At 42.9% G+C, this 16,931-nt stretch carries 13 protein-coding genes; 3 read left to right on the top strand and 10 right to left on the bottom strand.

Annotated features, from left to right (window positions below; all coding sequences use genetic code 11):
* Nucleotides 1-14: 14 nt before the first annotated feature.
* The 8 genes from HMPREF9625_RS06595 to holA all read right to left on the bottom strand — a co-directional run bounded on the left by HMPREF9625_RS06595 (nt 15) and on the right by holA (nt 9,986).
* A complete protein-coding gene (locus HMPREF9625_RS06595) occupies nt 15-710 on the bottom strand; it encodes a Bax inhibitor-1 family protein (protein ID WP_009533923.1) in 696 nt (231 codons plus the stop codon).
* A 169-nt stretch (nt 711-879) separates the two neighbouring features.
* Nucleotides 880-2,406 carry a sensor histidine kinase gene (locus HMPREF9625_RS06590; RefSeq protein ID WP_009533922.1) on the bottom strand — a complete coding sequence of 509 codons (1,527 nt, stop codon included), beginning with the start codon at nt 2,404-2,406 and terminating at the stop codon, nt 880-882.
* A gap of 2 nt (nt 2,407-2,408) precedes the next feature.
* Nucleotides 2,409-3,083 (bottom strand): response regulator transcription factor, encoded by a 675-nt coding sequence (locus HMPREF9625_RS06585; protein ID WP_009533921.1) that lies wholly within the window; start codon nt 3,081-3,083, stop codon nt 2,409-2,411.
* Nucleotides 3,084-3,196: 113 nt separating this feature from the next.
* The gene (locus tag HMPREF9625_RS06580) at nt 3,197-5,014 is read right to left on the bottom strand and encodes an ATP-dependent helicase (RefSeq protein ID WP_009533920.1); all 1,818 of its coding nucleotides are present in this window, start codon (nt 5,012-5,014) and stop codon (nt 3,197-3,199) included.
* Between the two features lie 180 nt (nt 5,015-5,194).
* A complete protein-coding gene (locus HMPREF9625_RS06575) occupies nt 5,195-7,558 on the bottom strand; it encodes a methyl-accepting chemotaxis protein (protein ID WP_009533919.1) in 2,364 nt (787 codons plus the stop codon).
* A 229-nt stretch (nt 7,559-7,787) separates the two neighbouring features.
* Nucleotides 7,788-8,288, bottom strand: coding sequence for a 3D domain-containing protein (locus tag HMPREF9625_RS06570; protein WP_242822666.1), 501 nt, complete (start codon nt 8,286-8,288; stop codon nt 7,788-7,790).
* A gap of 89 nt (nt 8,289-8,377) precedes the next feature.
* Nucleotides 8,378-8,854, bottom strand: a complete 477-nt coding sequence (locus HMPREF9625_RS06565) for a 3D domain-containing protein (protein ID WP_009533917.1) — start codon at nt 8,852-8,854, stop codon at nt 8,378-8,380.
* A 103-nt stretch (nt 8,855-8,957) separates the two neighbouring features.
* Nucleotides 8,958-9,986 (bottom strand): DNA polymerase III subunit delta, encoded by a 1,029-nt coding sequence (gene holA / locus HMPREF9625_RS06560; RefSeq protein ID WP_009533916.1) that lies wholly within the window; start codon nt 9,984-9,986, stop codon nt 8,958-8,960.
* Nucleotides 9,987-10,051: 65 nt separating this feature from the next.
* On the opposite strand from holA, the gene hemW reads away from it, so the two are divergent.
* Nucleotides 10,052-11,356: a radical SAM family heme chaperone HemW gene (hemW, locus tag HMPREF9625_RS06555; RefSeq protein WP_009533915.1), complete on the top strand. Its 1,305-nt coding sequence runs from the start codon at nt 10,052-10,054 to the stop codon at nt 11,354-11,356.
* Between the two features lie 301 nt (nt 11,357-11,657).
* Here hemW and HMPREF9625_RS06550 read toward each other — a convergent pair whose 3' ends face one another.
* The gene (locus HMPREF9625_RS06550; protein ID WP_009533914.1) at nt 11,658-12,680 is read right to left on the bottom strand and encodes a branched-chain amino acid aminotransferase; all 1,023 of its coding nucleotides are present in this window, start codon (nt 12,678-12,680) and stop codon (nt 11,658-11,660) included.
* A gap of 471 nt (nt 12,681-13,151) precedes the next feature.
* On the opposite strand from HMPREF9625_RS06550, the gene HMPREF9625_RS06545 reads away from it, so the two are divergent.
* Nucleotides 13,152-14,090, top strand: coding sequence for a 3-hydroxyacyl-CoA dehydrogenase (locus HMPREF9625_RS06545; RefSeq protein ID WP_009533913.1), 939 nt, complete (start codon nt 13,152-13,154; stop codon nt 14,088-14,090).
* Nucleotides 14,091-14,419: 329 nt separating this feature from the next.
* On the opposite strand, the gene lepA is transcribed toward HMPREF9625_RS06545, so the two are convergent.
* Entirely contained in the window at nt 14,420-16,234 is a 1,815-nt protein-coding gene (gene lepA / locus HMPREF9625_RS06540; RefSeq protein WP_009533912.1) for a translation elongation factor 4, read from the bottom strand.
* Between the two features lie 267 nt (nt 16,235-16,501).
* On the opposite strand from lepA, the gene rpsT reads away from it, so the two are divergent.
* Entirely contained in the window at nt 16,502-16,765 is a 264-nt protein-coding gene (gene rpsT / locus HMPREF9625_RS06535; RefSeq protein WP_009533911.1) for a 30S ribosomal protein S20, read from the top strand.
* The last annotated feature ends 166 nt before the right edge of the window (nt 16,766-16,931 follow it).

Raw genomic sequence — 16,931 nt, 5'->3', positions numbered from 1 at the left:
CTGTATCCCCGTATTTATCTTCTTCTGCTTCTTGCGAGAAGTCTTAAGATTCTTAGGAACAGGTTAATGATATCCATGTAGAGCTGTAATGCCGTAAAGCAGGCATAACTTGCCGTACTCGGATACTGCTGCCCTCTGGCCCAATCATAGCCGACATAGAGAGAGAAGATAAAAATGCCGATAATCGCGAAAATATTCGGGTAGAAAACTCCAAGAATCAAGCTCACAAATTCAGCAACAACAAGGCCGATTAAAGCAAGAAAAAGTGTTTTTCCCATGGACAGAAAAGCATTCGGGAAAATCACAGCTGCTACGGTCATCGTTAACACTACTACAGTAGTTAACAGCGCTGCCAAAACGATATACTGCACCGGATATAAAACCGTAACCAGGGACAGTAAAGTTCCGAAGGCCAGAACGTTCATACCATATCCAACCAAAGATAAAATATAATTTCCTTTTGCGGCAATGCGTCCACCGATAAGTCCCACCGCCAAAAAGCCGATAGAGAAAACAATCGGATGCACGGAATAAATCTGCGGAAAAACATAAGGCATCCTCAAGGCCAAGAAATAGGTAATAACCAGTCCCACCAAAAGGTGTGCCCCGATAGCCACATTATAGGCTCTTTCGGAAAGCGTTCCTTGCGTAAAGGCAGAGATAGACCCGCCATTGTTTTCTGTATTATTCATTTCATTCCATTCATTCATATTGTACGCTCCTTTCTAAATCCATAAAGCATTCAAAGTATTTTATCATAGATTTGCTTTTTTTACATTAAAATAATTTTATCTCTTTTTCCTGCATCCTCTTTTTCCTGCATTCTCTTCTCCATAATTCCGAAATAATTTCGAATTACAATGCATAAGGATAACAAATCTATGAAAATTTTTCTCTCTTCTCTAAAGTAAACCAAAAGTCCACACCGGTTAGCGTGTTTTTCACACCGCATTCCTGGTGGTGGCTGTCCATAATCGCCTTTACAATACTGAGTCCAAGACCGGATCCGCCGTAAGCTCTGGTATGTGCCTTATCCACCTTATAGAATTTTTCAAAAACATGGGATAAGTCTTCCTTCGGAATAGGATTTCCCGTATTCCGGACATGTACTTCCACCAGATTCTTCCCGCGATTTTCAGTATAAATGCTGATTTGCTTGGGTTCCGTCACATGATGAATCGCATTCTGCAAATAGTTCATAAGAACTTCTTCTATCTTAAACTCGTCTCCGTATAGGTAAAGTTCCTTCGGAATCTCCACTTCGAGCTGTATTTCCTCCTGCTTTAAAAGGATATCCATGCTGGAGATAACGCCCTGCAAAAGCTTCGGGAAGTCCAGAAGAGCAAAATCCGGAAGATCCTTTCCCTGTTCTATGGCGGAAAGATTCATCAAATCCTTCACCATGTGATTCATCCTCTTTGCTTCGTCGAGAATGACATTACTGTAATAAGTCCGGCTTTCGCTGTCCTCACAAAGCCCCTCGGAAAGCCCCTCGGCATAGCCGATAATGAGTGCAATCGGGGTCTTTAGTTCATGAGATACATTCGCCACAAACTCCTGTCTTCTTTTATCAATCAGGGTCTTGTTTTCAATATCGCTTAAGAGCTCATTGTTTGCTTTTTTTAAATCACAGATGGTCTCCTCCAACCGTTCCGAAAGGACATTCATGGAATTCCCGAGTGTGGCAATTTCATCCGAGGAATCCCCTTCAAAGCGAGCGGAGAAGTCGAGCTTACTCATCTTAAGAGAAAGCTGTGCAAGCTGTTGTATAGGCTTTGTCACTTCATAACTTGCAATGTAGACGATAATTATGCCAAGCACCATGGTGATGAATCCCAAGAAAAGGAGAAAGCTGTTAAAAACGGAAACCGCTTCACTTAAGCTGGAAAGCGGCATGGACATAATAAAGGAAGTACTGTTGTCTGAAAAATAGCCCCAAGACTCCATGTAACCGCCATCATCCCCTCTCCCTTCCGTCTTCACTATTGTATAGTTTTCTCCCTCATAAAGAGACTTACGTTTGTCTCCGCTCTTTCCCAGAATATAAGAGGAGAGTCGCTGTAAAAGGGCGTTCGGATTCGCAGAAGAGGTATAAGAGCGAGAGCTTGTGTTATCCGTGATAATCACGGAAATGTTCTCTTTTTCCGTAAGATTGGAGATGTAGCGTGTAACAGCGGTGTCCGTCCCGCTCCCTGATTTCTCTTCCGGAAAAACGGAGGAGAAACCTCCTCCCTCCTGCAAGTATCGATCAATCTCAAGGTAGGCATTTTGCAAAACATGTTCTTTCCTGTACTCATAGAAGCGCTCCAGGAAGAAATTATCTCCTATCAGCATAATCACGATTAAAGCAAAGAAGACTCCCGCAAAAATCATGGAGAACTTCTTCCTCAAATAGTGCTTTTTCATCTTTACTCTACCTCAAACTTATAGCCCATACCCCATACGGTTTTTATATAATCTCCCCGACTTTCGAGTTTTGCCCTCAGCTTTTTTACATGCGTGTCAATGGTTCTCGCATCCCCGAAATAATCATAGTTCCAGACATTGTTCAGGATTTTCTCTCTGGAAAGGGCAATGCCCCTATTTTCAATAAAATACTGTAGAAGTTCGTATTCCTTAAAACTAAGCTCAATTTCCTTTCCATCCACTGTAACGCTGTGTGCCGACTCGTCCATGCGGATTCCGCCCACCTCCAGAACCTCCTCTTTCTGCACGCCGGTGCGACGAAGTAAAGCCTCTACTCTTGCAACCAGAATCTTCGGAGAAAATGGTTTGGAGATGTACTCATCCGCACCATAATCAAAGCCTTTTAACTCATCACTTTCTTCGGAGCGTGCTGTGAGCATAATCACAGGTACCTTGGAATGCTCCCGAATTGTTTTCAGGACTTCCCAGCCGTCCATCTTCGGCATCATGACATCCAAAATCACGAGGGCAATGTCTTTCTTTTGGAAAAATATATCAATTGCCTCTTCTCCATCTCCTGCCGTAAGAACCTCATAGTCCTTCATTTTTAAAAAATCCTGCAAGAGCTTCCGCATCCTCTCCTCATCATCCACCACTAAAATCTTCAATTTTTCCATCTTTTACTCCCTTTTTTGAAAACACTCTTTTCCGGTATAACAATCCGGTTTTTACTCTCTTTAATATATTCTCTTTATTATTCTCTTTAATCCATTCCGTTTTTCTGTCTTCTTTAACTGCCCTCCAACAATTCCGGAATAAATCTGGACGGCGATGTTTTTTTACTGTACCTCGTCTTTGTGACATAGATGTGAATTCCTTTTCTTGCCCGGGTAAGTGCAACATAGAAACTTCTCCGTTCCTCTTCAAGCTCTGCGACCTTCTTGGCTCTTCCATCCGGTATAATTCCCTCTATGCAGTCCGGGAGAAAGACTTCGTCAAACTCCAAGCCCTTCGCACTGTGATAAGTCATAAAGCGAATTCCCTTTTCTTCCTCCGGTTTCCGCCTTTCCAGCGCTCTTCGATTAAATTCCGTAACAAAACGGAAAAAGGCATCGAGATCCGGATAACTTTCACTCATTGCCGTTATTTCTTCCAAACTCTCCCACCACTCCGTAAAGTCCTTATTTTTCTTTTTTGCAAAATCCTCCAGATATTTCTCATAGCCGATTTCCTTTCGGATAAAAAGTATGGCATCTCTTGGGGCAAGTCCTGAAAGTGCCTCCAACTGCTTTTCCAGTTTTCCCGTCTCCGCACGTTCTCTCGGTGTTTTCGCAGCTTTCTTTAAGTCACTAAGTCCCGAATTCTTATGTAAAATCTTCTCTCTTCGAAGTCCCCTATATGGCTTGGAAAGAATCTGTACAAGCTCCGGACTGCTCTCCTTATTCTGAGCGAGCCTAAGGTAAGCTAGGATATCCTTTCCGATAAAATGCTGAAAAACATTGTTAAGCTCTTCCATGACAACAATCGGAATGCCTCTCTCCATAAATTCCGGAAGTAAGGGTGTAATCTGCATTTTGCTCCTGCAAAGCACCGCGATTTCTTCAGGAGGACATCCTTCCCGTAAAAGACCGGTCACATGCTCTACAAGGAGCAGGGCTTCTTCCACTCCCGTTTCCACAACGAAATACTTTGCTTTTCCGCCTCTTCCTCGTCTTCCTGCTAAAGGTTTCTGAAAGCGCTCTTTATTCTTTCCGATAAGACGCTTCGAAAGCTCTACGATTTCTTCTTTGGAACGGAAGTTATCTGTTAGGAATATCCTCTCGCAATTCGGAAAGTCTCTTGCAAAGCGAAAGAGAATATCGGGGCTTGCTCCACGAAATCCGTAAATACTTTGGTCCTCATCCCCCACCACAAAAAGAGAGGCTCCTTTTTCAGAAAGAGACTTCAAAATAGCATATTGTATCAAAGATAAGTCCTGGAACTCATCTACCAAGATGTGCTTATAACGACTTTTCCAGCTGTCTGCCAGCGCTGTATTTTTCTGTAATTCCAAGAGAACCTCAATCAAAAGATCCTCAAAATCAAGCTTTCCCCTCGACTTTCTTACTTTCTCATAATATTGAAAGAGAGGAAGAAACTCATCATTTTTCTCCTCATGAAGGAAGCGGAGCCTTTCCTCTTCCGTAATAGACTTAAAATAGGAAATCTGATTGCAGTATGTAAGAAGCAGTTCCTCCACTTCCTCCCTCGCAATTCCCTTTTCTAAAAAATAAGCACTTAGCCAATCCATTTTCTCATAAAGGTTGACAAGTCCTTCCTTCTGCACACTCTTTCCCTCGCGAAGGAGTGAGAGACAGAGAGCGTGAATCGTAGAAAAATGGGGAATGCTTCCCGAAATCTTTCGTTTAGTAAATCGGACTGCCATTTCTTTACTGGATGCTCTTGTAAAAGAAAGAAGAAGACAGGACTTTGCTTCCGCTCCATTTTTCAGAAGATAAACTAAGCGTTCCGTAAGTACGGTGGTCTTTCCCGAGCCGGGCCCTGCTACAACAAGGACGGCTCTCGCTTTGGACTCTATCGCTCTTTTTTGCGCCTCCGTAAATCCCATTCAATCTTCCCCTTTACTCCATTTATAATAAAAAGCTTAAACTAATATAACATAAATTTCTCTTGCTAAAACAGAAAAAAGAAATCGCTTCAAGGAATAAAAGAGCCCGTGAAAAGAATTTGATCTTCCATTCAAAAACTTCTTTTCACAAGCTCTTTTTTTAAGTTTCTTAGAGGATTATCATGAGGAACGAAGCTTAAATCTGGATACCAGATTGTCCAAGATATTTGCCTGTCCGGACATCTCTTCGGATGCCGCTGCAGATTCTTGTGCCGTGGCGGAGTTATTCTGTACCACAGAGGAGATTTGATCCATTCCGATGGTAAGCTGCCGCATATTATCCGCTTCTTTTACCGTCTCCTTGGTTATCTCGAATATCATGTCGTTAATCTTTCCGGTTCTCTCGTATACTATCGAAAGCGCTTCACCGGTTTCCTTGGAAATCTTCGCTCCCTGCTCTACCGCATTTTTGCTTTCTTCAATAAGGCTGCCGGTATTTTTTGCTGCCTTTGCCGACTTTTGCGCAAGGTTCCCGACCTCGTCAGCCACTACTGCAAAGCCCTTTCCCGCCTCTCCCGCTCTTGCAGCCTCAATCGCCGCATTCAAAGAGAGAATATTGGTTTGGAACGCAATATCGTCAATGGTCTTAATGATCTTACTGATTTCATTGGATTTTATCGTGATTTCTTCCATTGCACGAGACATTTCTTCCATCTTTTCATTACTGAGTTTTACCGCCTCTCCTGCTTTTTGAGAGAGATGCTTTGCCTCTTCGGCTTTATCCGTAGTACTCTTTATGGAATCGGCAATTTCATTCATACTTGCAGAAAGCTCTTCTATAGCAGAGGCTTGCTCCGTTGCTCCTTGCGATAAGGACTGTGCTCCTCCGGAAACCAAATCGGAAGAACTGCTCACCTGTTCGGAAGCCTCCTTAATCTCCTGCATGGTATCGCTCAAGGTGTAGCTGATATGCTTCATCGATTCCAGCATCGGATGAAAGTCTCCTTGATAAAGCTCCTCATTGGAGAAGTCCACCTGAAAATCTCCGTTTGCCATTTTATCCAGCTTCTCACTCAAGTCAGCGGTAATTTCCCGAATCATTTCCATGATAGACTGTAAGCCCTTCCCGATTTTACCGATTTCATCATTCTTAAGATAATTCACATTTCCGCTGAAATCTCCCTTTCTTACCATACTGCTCAGCTTTGCCATCCGTTCAATAGGCTTAAGAAACTTCGTAACCAGCAAGTACATGATGATTGCCATGCCAAGAATCATCACCGTTGTAAGACTTGTTGCAAAAATAACAAGAAAGGCAATCGGTGCATAGTATTCTTTTTTAGCAAGGGACAGCGTAATCCACCAAGTATTTCCGAGGACATTGGTCGGTGCGAAATAATAATTTTTCACATCTCTGTTTGCAAGCTTCACTTCTTTGGAAAATGCATCCCCCTTCTCCATTAAGCTTTCTATATCACCATATTGCTTTTCCGAAAGAAATTCAGAAATGGATTTTCCTATTTGACTGCTGTCTGCGGAATAAATGATATCTCCGTGTTCGTCCAAAATATGTGTGCTAAGACTGGGGAAGCGACTGTCTTCCCGTTGAACGGATGAGAAAAGCTTGATATCAATATCCAATAAAACCACACCTAAAAACTTGGAATTAAAAATCAAGGGGCGAGACACACTGACTACTTTTTCTCCGGTCAATATATCCTCATAAACATCGGTAATAACAGTATGCTGCTTTTCTTTTGCCTCAGTATAATATTCCTTTTCGCTATACTGTTCATAAGTAGAGTTGGTCAGTGTTTTATTCTTTTGTCCATCGCGATTCAGATAGGGAGCATAGCTTTTTACCCCGTCAACAAATCCGTTCGGCTCAAAAAGTACACCCGCACCAATCACATTTTCATCCGTCTCAATTAAAGCATTTAAAGAATCCAGAAGGACGGATTCACTGTTATACTGCGCTCTGCTTAAGCTTGCACTTAAGACACGAGAACGAAATTCTATCCCCTCTTCCATGGGGCTTACAAAGATTTTTTTATTATCCAGGTCCACCACATTCCATGAATCCGCTGCATCATCTCCTAGAGAATCCATCCCCTTATATATGATAGTGGAAATGGCATCCATCCTGGAAATCAAGGCGGTTAACTCTTCAGAAGATGCTATGGCCTTATCATACATATTTTTATCTATCGCACCGAAATAATATTTCTTTGTTGTTTTTATGGCCACAGTATTTAAAAAAGACAATACAATCGTAGCCATCAGTCCCAAGATAATGGACAACTTAATAGAAAGTTTAACCGATTTATGATGTTTTTTCTTGATTTCTTTTGATCCGGTTTGATCTTTCTTGATTGTATCTTTCTTTATTGTATCTTTCTCGAATTTATCTTTCTTGATTGTATCTTTCTTTATTGTATCTTTCTCGAATTTATCTTTCTTGATTGTATCTTTCTCCGCCCCAAGTTCACTTGACTTTACTTCCAAAGTCTCACTGCCATCTGTACTTCCCTGTACCTTATCCATTCCTTATCCTCCTACCTTCACGTGAAATACACACTAAGGCATTCTTCGGTCAATTCTTTTTAAAATATAATAATAATTTGTGCTTTTTATTTTTTTATCTTTATATGTTCTTATTGACTATATAGTAAATTTTTATTCATTCCTTCGACGCACAACTTTGTAAGCATTAAAAAATCCGGAGCAAAAAAGCTCCGGATTCCTTAAAATGTCCCTTATTGGTAAAGATAGTTTATCCTATGCGATATACTTCCGCATAGCGATATACAGATTGTGCCTGTCGATGTGTGTCAAAGTAAATGTCGATATGGTTGTGCTTCACTGCACCGCCGATATCTTCTGCAATATACTCTTTACCCTCGATGAGTAGTTTTGTCCCTAACGGAATCACTCTTGTATCCACTGCAACAGTTCTACCTGCAGTAGCAAGCTTTCCCGATGCCGTTCTTCTTCCGTAGCCCTCAGAGCAACTCAGGCAGGAGCAGTATCCTGTAAGCTTAAATGTGCCAAGAGGTGTGAGTCCTCCCTGCACAGCCGCAACCTCTGCAGGCTTTTCCGCATCCAAAACCGCTTTTTCCGCCTGCCTTTCTACTTCCGTCTTTTCTTTTCCTTCTGTAGAAAAATATAAAACGTCTCCAAGGTTGTCACTAATGTAACTACCTACAATACTTTCCGCCTTTGCCGGTGTTCCTAAGGAAAATAGGCAAAGAGCGAGTGCTAAAAAACTACCCATAACAATCTTTCTTTTTTCAATGTACACTATACAAATCCTTCTTTCTTGCAAAAAAATAGCTTTCTTGCAAAATTCACCCTATACTTTTATTACTTCGCAGGTACAGCAACAAAAACCTCTCTGTACACCCTTCCGGCACGAGTCAATGCTCTTGCCTCATCCATAGTGGAAAAATAAATATCAATCATCTTTCCTTTAACAGCCGACCCGATATCCTCTACCGTATAAACCGTATCCCCCACAAAAACCTTTGTTCCTAACGGAAGCACGGTAAGATCCGCCGCAATCGTATGATTTGCCTGTGTAGGCGCTCCGGAGTAAGTTAAGCCTCCTCCGCTGTATCCAACAATCTGAAATGTTCCAAGTGATGCTCCCTTGGTATATCCCTGACTCACGGTCTTTGTTTCTTCCGCTTTTGCGCTCTCCGGATCCAAAGAATACTCCAGGATTTCTCCTTTTCCAATCGGTGCCGCTGCTTCTTCAGCCATGGCTGTCAAAGGAAAAGAACAGATTACCAAAGCTAAAGCAAAAACTACACTTAGCTTTTCTTTCCATGTTTTCAGCATAGATAACCTCCTTATTTTTCGGATTCTAGCACAATTTTTAAGAAAATGTCTTTCATTTCTCTTACGTTCCTCTAAATATATTGAGGTTTTTCAAAACAAACGTTTAGTTGAAATAGGACTTTTCCTCTCCTAAAAGAAGGAGTTCCAAAGCAAGCTGCTCCTTGATTTTTCCCTTTCGAATCTCCTCTTCCAAACGAAGCAAGGCATGAAAAAGATCTCGTAAGGCCTGCAAAGTATACGTTCTGGCTTCTAACGTATATTTCTTCACTCTCCACGGTTCCATGGAAAGCGCTCTTGCAATATCCCGTTCGGATAGCCCTTCCGTCAACTTTTCCCGAACAAGAAGTAGCTTTTCCACATTGTTCTTAATCAGGCTCCGAATCTTTGTCGGGCTTTCTTCTAACTGCAATAAATCCCCATAATAATGGAATAGTTCTTCACGATTTCCCCTTCCCATCGCTTCTATTAAGTCAAATATCCGGTCTTCCGGTAACTTCTTTAGGCAAGTGTCTATACTCTCTAACGTAACCACAGTTTCTTCTCCAAGAAAAGCCGCAAGCTTTTGGCATTCCGTCTGAATCCTAAACATATTGCTGCCGGTGCGTTGCAAAAGCTCCTGCATCTCCGGTCGCGCAATCTCTTTTCCTTCTTTTTTCAAGATTCCCAGAGCAAATTTCTGTAAAAATACGGAATCCTGTTCCACGCAAGGCAGAATCAAGCCTCTTTCCTTCACTATTTTATAGAAGCTGCTGCGTTTATCCATCTTTTCTTCTAAAAAGACCATCACAGTAGATTCCGGGCTTGTTTTTAAATATTGAATAAAATCCTCCCCCAGCTTCTTCTTTCCGAAGACTTTTCCATCAAAGAGCATAAGACGGTATGGGGAAAAAAAAGGCAAGGTTTCCGCAAGATCCTTCAAGTTCTTCGTTTCCAGATCCTCTCCCACTCTATGAATATTGATTCCTTCATTCTCGGAAAAGGCCCTCACAAAGATATTTTTGTAATAGGAAAGCAAATAGGCTTCCTCTCCATAGAAAAGATAGAGAGGACGAAACTCCCCTCTTTTCATTTCCTCTGTAAGAATCTTTTGTGCTTTGGAAAACTCTTCTCTTTCCTCCTGTTTTGTTGCCATTTCGCTCTCCTTGCCGAAAAAAAATCTCTGTGGTAAAGTGTGGGAAAAACGAAAGGATTTCTCCCATGGAACAATATAAAATCTATATGGATTCTCTCGCAGCACGGGAGAAAAAACCACTTGCATTATATATACACATCCCCTTTTGCGCAAGAAAATGTGCCTACTGTGATTTTCTCTCCTTCCCCTCGGAAGAGACTAAGATGCGCAGTTATATGGAGCAGCTCAGGAATGAACTGCTTTTTCGCGCTGTAAAGCCATCGGGTATAGAGGAGGACAGTCAGCCTCTCCTTAAATCTCCCTATGAAATTGTTTCTATTTTTTTTGGCGGAGGGACCCCCAGCTTTGTCCCGTTTTCGGAAATAGCGAAAACCATAGAGCTCATTCATACTCATTTTCCTGTCGCAAAGGATGCGGAAATCACCATCGAATGCAATCCCTCCTCCACCATGAAGCTGGCACTCCTCTCCTATAAAAGAGCCGGATTTAATCGCATTTCCTTTGGACTGCAATCCGCAAATGATGAAGAGCTCGCCTTTTTAGGAAGAACGCACCGCTACATCGACTTTTTGAAGGCCTACGAGGATGCAAGACTTTCCGGGTTTAACAATATCAATGTGGATTTAATGAATGGAATTCCTTTACAGACTGCTAAGTCCTTTCAGCGGACTTTAAAGAATATCAGTATGCTTCGACCGGAACATCTTTCTATCTATAACTTGATTGTAGAAAAAGGGACCCGCTTTTTCCGTATGCAGGAGGAAGGAAATCTCCCCATCCCCGGTGAAGAGGAACTTCTGGAAATGGACTCTCTCAGTCTTGAATGGACGAAGAAAATGGGCATGGAACGCTACGAAATCAGTAATTACGCAAAAGAAGGCTTTGCCTCCATTCACAATTACAATTATTGGTCTGATGTTCCCTACCTCGGATTCGGACTCGGAGCATCCTCCTATTTTCAAAAAACACGCTGGAAGAACCTGAACTCTTTAGTGAAATATATGAAAATACCGCTCGATGATGAAAAGAATGATTCCAAATTCGAAGCTTCCTCTTCTGAAAATGCGCAGAATGCTCCGGAATTTCTCTTTACAGAACGTGAGAATATAGAAAAGCTCCTTACCGAAGACAAACATGTCTTAAGTAAGGAGGAGCAAATGGAAGAATTCTTCTTTTTAGGACTTCGTCGCACCGAAGGCATCAGCGAAATGGACTTTGTCGCACGCTTTTCCGTGGACATGCATCAGCTTTACGGAGAAACCCTTTCCAAGCTCGTCGAAGAGGGCTATCTGATTCACAAGAACGCAAGGTATTTCTTCACACCGGAGGGCTTGGATCTCTCAAATCAGCTATTGCTTCGATTTTTATAAAGGAAAAGACAGTATAAAAATATACCTATTGATTCTTTGCGTTTTGTAGATACGGAAATAAGGGGCAATCTGAGCCCGTCGGTACTTGCTGCGAGCTAGAGTAGCGACGCTCGAAGCTTAGTATCCGCTACTGAAGGACAAACTTTTCATCAGAAAAGTTGTCCTGTACAAGACCAGATTCTTTTAGAATCTGCTTTGCACAGCAAAGTGAGCAATGGGCTTCCAAGCCCATGCTCAGTCAGGCGAGGTTAGCGAGAGCGTGCCCCTATTTTCACATCTACAAAATGAATAAAGAAATATGTTATACTATTTTTCTAATCCAACCCTCCGGTGCGGGAATCTCTCCGTTCTGCATTCCGGAGAGCGTTTCGTAGAGCTTTGTCATAATCTTTCCCGGCTTTTCCATACCGCTCTGGAAGAGGATTTCTCTGTCATGATCCTGTATTTTTCCTACCGGAGAGATAACCGCTGCCGTTCCGCAGAGTCCGCACTCCTTAAAGTCGGGGATCTCCGAGAAGCGAACCGGTCTTTCCTCTACCGGAATATGTAAGATTTCTTCCGCAACATAAAGAAGCGAACGTCTTGTTATGGAAGGGAGTATTGAGTCCGACTTCGGTACAATGAGGCGGTCTTCCCGATCTACAAAAAGGATGTTTGCTCCTCCTGTCTCTTCTACAAATTCCCGTTTTGCAGCGTCTAAGTATACGTTTTCCGCAAAGCCTTTATTCTTTGCAATCTCATGGGAATGAAGACTCATTGCATAGTTTAGGCCTGCCTTAATTGCCCCTGTCCCATGTGGCGCTGCACGGTCAAAGTCGGAAACCATCAGTGCTATCGGTGTAGCCCCTCCTTTAAAATAGGGACCAACCGGAGTTGTAAAAATTCGGAACTGGTACTCCTCCGCAGGCTGTACTCCGATTACGATTCCCGATGCAAAAAGGTAGGGTCGAATATAAAGGCTTCCCCCTGTACCGTAGGGAGGAACGGAATCGGCATTTGCCTTTACCACCTCATCCAAGGCAGAGAGAAAGCGCTCTACCGGAAAACTCGGCATCTCCAAGAAAGCAGCTGACCGAAACATTCTCTCCGCATTTAAGTCCGGACGGAAGCAGACTATAGAGCCATCCTTCCAACGGTAGGCCTTCAGTCCCTCAAAAACCTGCTGGCAGTATTGTAGAACTCCGGCAGACTCATTCAGCACGACGTTGCTGTCACCGCTTAGTCCTCCCTCATCCCATGCGCCGTTCTTAAAGTTTGCAACATAGCGTTTTTCCGGTGTATGGTAAGCAAAGCCCAGATTGCTGTAGTCTAATTTCTCTGCCATTTGATTTTCCTCCCGCTTCTATCCTCTTCTATACAAAAATCAAAATCCTTTTCCCTTTGAATGTTATTCATGTTATGAACAAGATTTTTATGCATTCAGATGAATCCCATCCGCACACTCTACACAAAAATTCATAGACCGGTTAGAGCAAAACATAGATGAATTAATGCCGGAATCTATAAACCTTGTACGTGTTTTCAACAGTATACCTGTCTTCCGAAGAGAATTCCATACTTCCAATCAAAGTGATTAACGATGCCGAATCTATTCAGGCCTCTTCTGAACAAATAGTATCTCAAAATAAATTATATTGTGCAAAATTTATTTTACTTGTTTTCTTTTCAAAAAAGAGTATACTGAATATAACGATAATAATTATCGTTTTTAAGGTATAAATGGTATTTATATCTGCTAGATAAAATTAGAATTAAAGAAACAAATATTTTATTGCCGAAAGAAAAGGAGAAAATAATGGGATTTAAAAATGTAACTGTAGCCGGTGGCGGCGTTTTAGGAAGTCAGATTGCTTTTCAGACAGCCTACTGCGGTTTTAATGTAAAGATTTGGTTAAGAAGCGAGGAATCCATTGCGCGCTGTCAACCGAAGCTTGACCGCCTAAAGGCGATTTATCTTGGAGTTTTAGAAGCTATGAAGACGGACCCTTCCGCCTATGCAAGGGGGCTTTCCAAGAAATATCCGCTTTCCGCCGAGGAAATCGAGGAATGCAAGAACAAGGTAGAGGAAGCTTACAAAAATATTGTTCTGACTTCCTCCTATGAGGAAGCCGCTAAGGATGCGGATCTTGTAATTGAGGCCATAGCCGAGAACATTGAAGAGAAGAAAGAGTTCTATACGGAGCTTGCAAAATATTTACCGGAGAAGACGGTTCTGGTGACGAATTCTTCCACTCTGCTTCCCAGTACTTTCGCAAGCTTCACCGGACGCCCGGAGAAATTCCTGGCACTCCACTTTGCAAACAATATCTATAAGAGTAATACTGCGGAGGTCATGGGGCACGCCGGTACGGAGCAGAAATATTATGATGAGGTCGTTTCTTTTGCAGAAGAAATCAACATGGTTCCGCTCAAGGTTTTAAAAGAACAGCCCGGCTATATCTTAAATTCCATGCTGGTTCCCTTCTTAACCGCTGCGGAATCTTTACTGGCACTCGGCGTTGCGGACTTTGAGACCATCGATAAAACCTGGAAGCTTGGAACAGGCGCTCCCTACGGTCCCTTCCAGATTCTGGATATCGTAGGCTTAACGACCGCTTACAACATTGTTATCTTAAACCCTGCCGCAAAAGATCCGAACAGTGTACAGGGAAAGATTGCGGCAACACTGAAAGAAAAAATCGATCAGGGGAAGACCGGAGTGAACGCCGGAGAGGGCTTCTACAAGTACAAGTAGGATAAAAAAAGATGATAAACAAAGAAAAGTAGACAAAGTGTAGCATTTTTATGGGCATTGGAATTCGGGGGAATCTGAGCCCGCCGGCACTTGCTGAGAGCTAGTGATAACGCCGCTCGAAGCTTAGTGCTGCTGCTGAAGGACAAACTTTTTCATCAGAAAAGTTGTCCTGTACAAGACCAGATTCTTTTAGAATCTGCTTTGCACAGCAAAGTGAGCAATGGGCTTCCAAGCCCATGCTCAGTCAGGCGAGGTTAGCGAGAGCGTCCCCCGAATCCAATGCCCATAAAATGTATGCTTGGTCCTGTCTTTATTCTACAATCTCTTTTTTAGTCCTCATCCAGTTTCAACACGGACATGAAGGCGCTTTGCGGAATCTCTACATTTCCAAACTGACGCATTCGTTTCTTTCCTTCTTTCTGTTTTTCAAGAAGCTTCTTTTTACGGGATACGTCTCCGCCATAGCACTTCGCAAGTACATCCTTCCGAAGTGCTTTAATTGTTTCTCTCGCCACAATATGACCGCCGATGGCTGCCTGAATCGGAATCTCAAAGAGCTGTCTCGGAATCTCATTCTTCAGCTTTTCACACATCTTCTTTCCGCGCTCGTAAGCCGAATCCGCATGAACGATAAAGGACAGCGCATCAATCTGCTGCTTATTCACCAGAATATCCAGCTTCACCATTTTCCCTTCCTGATAGCCTTTCAGCGTATAGTCAAAGCTTGCGTAACCTTTACTCCTGGACTTTAAGGCGTCAAAGAAGTCATAGATGATTTCATTTAAGGGTAAATCGTATTTCAGAAGCGCCCTTGTCTTATCAATATACTCCGTGCTCTTATATACCCCGCGTCTTTCCTGACAAAGGGTCATAATCGCGCCCACAAACTCGGAGGTTACCATCACTTCCGCTTCTACAATCGGCTCTTCCATGCGAAGAATCTCCGCGGGATCGGGAAGATTTGACGGGTTTGTGAGCTCAATCATCGAGCCGTCCGTCTTATAGACATGGTAAATAACGGAGGGCGCTGTGGTCACCAGGTCTAAGTCATACTCTCTCTCGAGTCTTTCCTGCACCACATCGAGATGAAGCAGTCCAAGGAAGCCGCAACGGAATCCGAAGCCGAGCGCCGCGGAAGTTTCCGGCTCATATTGGAGTGCCGCGTCATTTAACTGCAACTTTTCCAAGGCGTCCCGTAAATCCGGGTACTTCTGACTGTCGGAGGGATAAATTCCGCAGTACACCATGGAAAGCACCTTCTTATAGCCGGGAAGGGCTTCCTTTGCAGGGTTCTCCACTGTGGTTACCGTGTCCCCCACTCGAGCATCACGGATATTTTTAATGGAGGCGGTAAGATAGCCTACCATGCCGGCGGAGAGCTCCTCTCCCGGAATAAACTGTCCCGGAGCAAAGGTTCCCACCTCGGTTACGGTAAACTCCGCACCTGTCGCCATAAAGCGAATCGGCGTTCCCTTCTTGATTCTTCCCTCTTTGACCCTCATGAAAATAATAACGCCGCGGTAGCTGTCATAGAGTGAATCAAAAACCAGCGCCTGCAGGGGATTATCAGGATTACCTTTCGGCGCGGGAAGACGATGCACCACCGCTTCCAGAACCTCTTCCACATTTAAACCGGTTTTCGCAGAAATCTGCGGTGCATCCATAGCCTCAAGACCGATTACATCCTCAATTTCATGCGCAACGAGCTCCGGATCGGCCGAAGGGAGATCCACCTTATTGATAACGGGAATGATTTCGAGGTCGTGATCCAGTGCAAGATAGGTATTGGCCAAAGTCTGCGCCTGAATTCCCTGTGTCGCATCCACGACAAGAATCGCCCCGTCACAGGCTGCGAGGGCTCGGCTTACCTCATAGTTAAAGTCCACATGGCCCGGCGTATCAATCAGGTTGAAAATATACTCCTCTCCGTCCTCCGCCTTATAGACGATTCGTACGGTCTGGGACTTAATCGTAATTCCCCTTTCCCGCTCGATATCCATGTTATCGAGAACCTGAGACTGCATTTCCCTCTCTGTCAATGTTCCGGTCTTCTCGATGATGCGATCCGCGAGAGTGGACTTTCCGTGATCAATATGCGCAATAATACAAAAATTTCGAATTCTGTCCTGATTAAATTTTTCCATTGTATCTCCTATAAGGAAAATGATTTGCTCTCTACACAAAATTTATCTACGGAACTATACCATAAGAATGAATATTTTTCCATACAAAGCCCTTTTCCTTGACATAGAAATGGCTTTTCGCTATTATTGATGCGTATGTTTTCAAACTGTCCGTGTCCAGATATTTGAAAGCAAGCTTTTGAAAATGACTAAACACATATAAAATAAGGGTTTCATAAAGTCGGAATTCCGCGGCTGGAAGATTTTATGAGAAGAAAGGTGTAAAAAATGGCAAATATCAAATCTGCAAAGAAGAGAATCCAGGTTGCAGCACAGAGAAACGAGAGAAACAAGGCTATCCGTTCCGAGGTTAAGACCTATATGAAGAAGGTTTTCGTAGCTTGTGAAGCAGGAGACAAGGAAACTGCAAACACTATGCTTGTAAAGGCTCAGAAGAAGATTGCTATGGCTCGCAGCAAGGGTGTTTACAAGGCAAACAACGCTTCTCGTAAGACTGCTCAGCTTTACAACGCTGTAAATAAGATGGCGTAAGCTTTTAAAAAATCAACCGGAGTGCTGTAGATTTTCTATGGCACTCTTTTTTTGCCATAAAATTTTCTTTATGAAATTTTTCTGCATCGATTTCAATTCATTTTCACTTGTGCTAGACTTAGAAAGTAACGATAGGAATGTTATATCAAAAAACACTTTTCAACAT

It is taken from the genome of Oribacterium parvum ACB1, assembly GCF_000238055.2.
GTDB lineage: Bacteria > Bacillota > Clostridia > Lachnospirales > Lachnospiraceae > Oribacterium > Oribacterium parvum.
The sequence above is the reverse complement of the archived record's forward strand: the minus strand, read 5'-3'. Positions and strand labels throughout refer to the sequence as shown.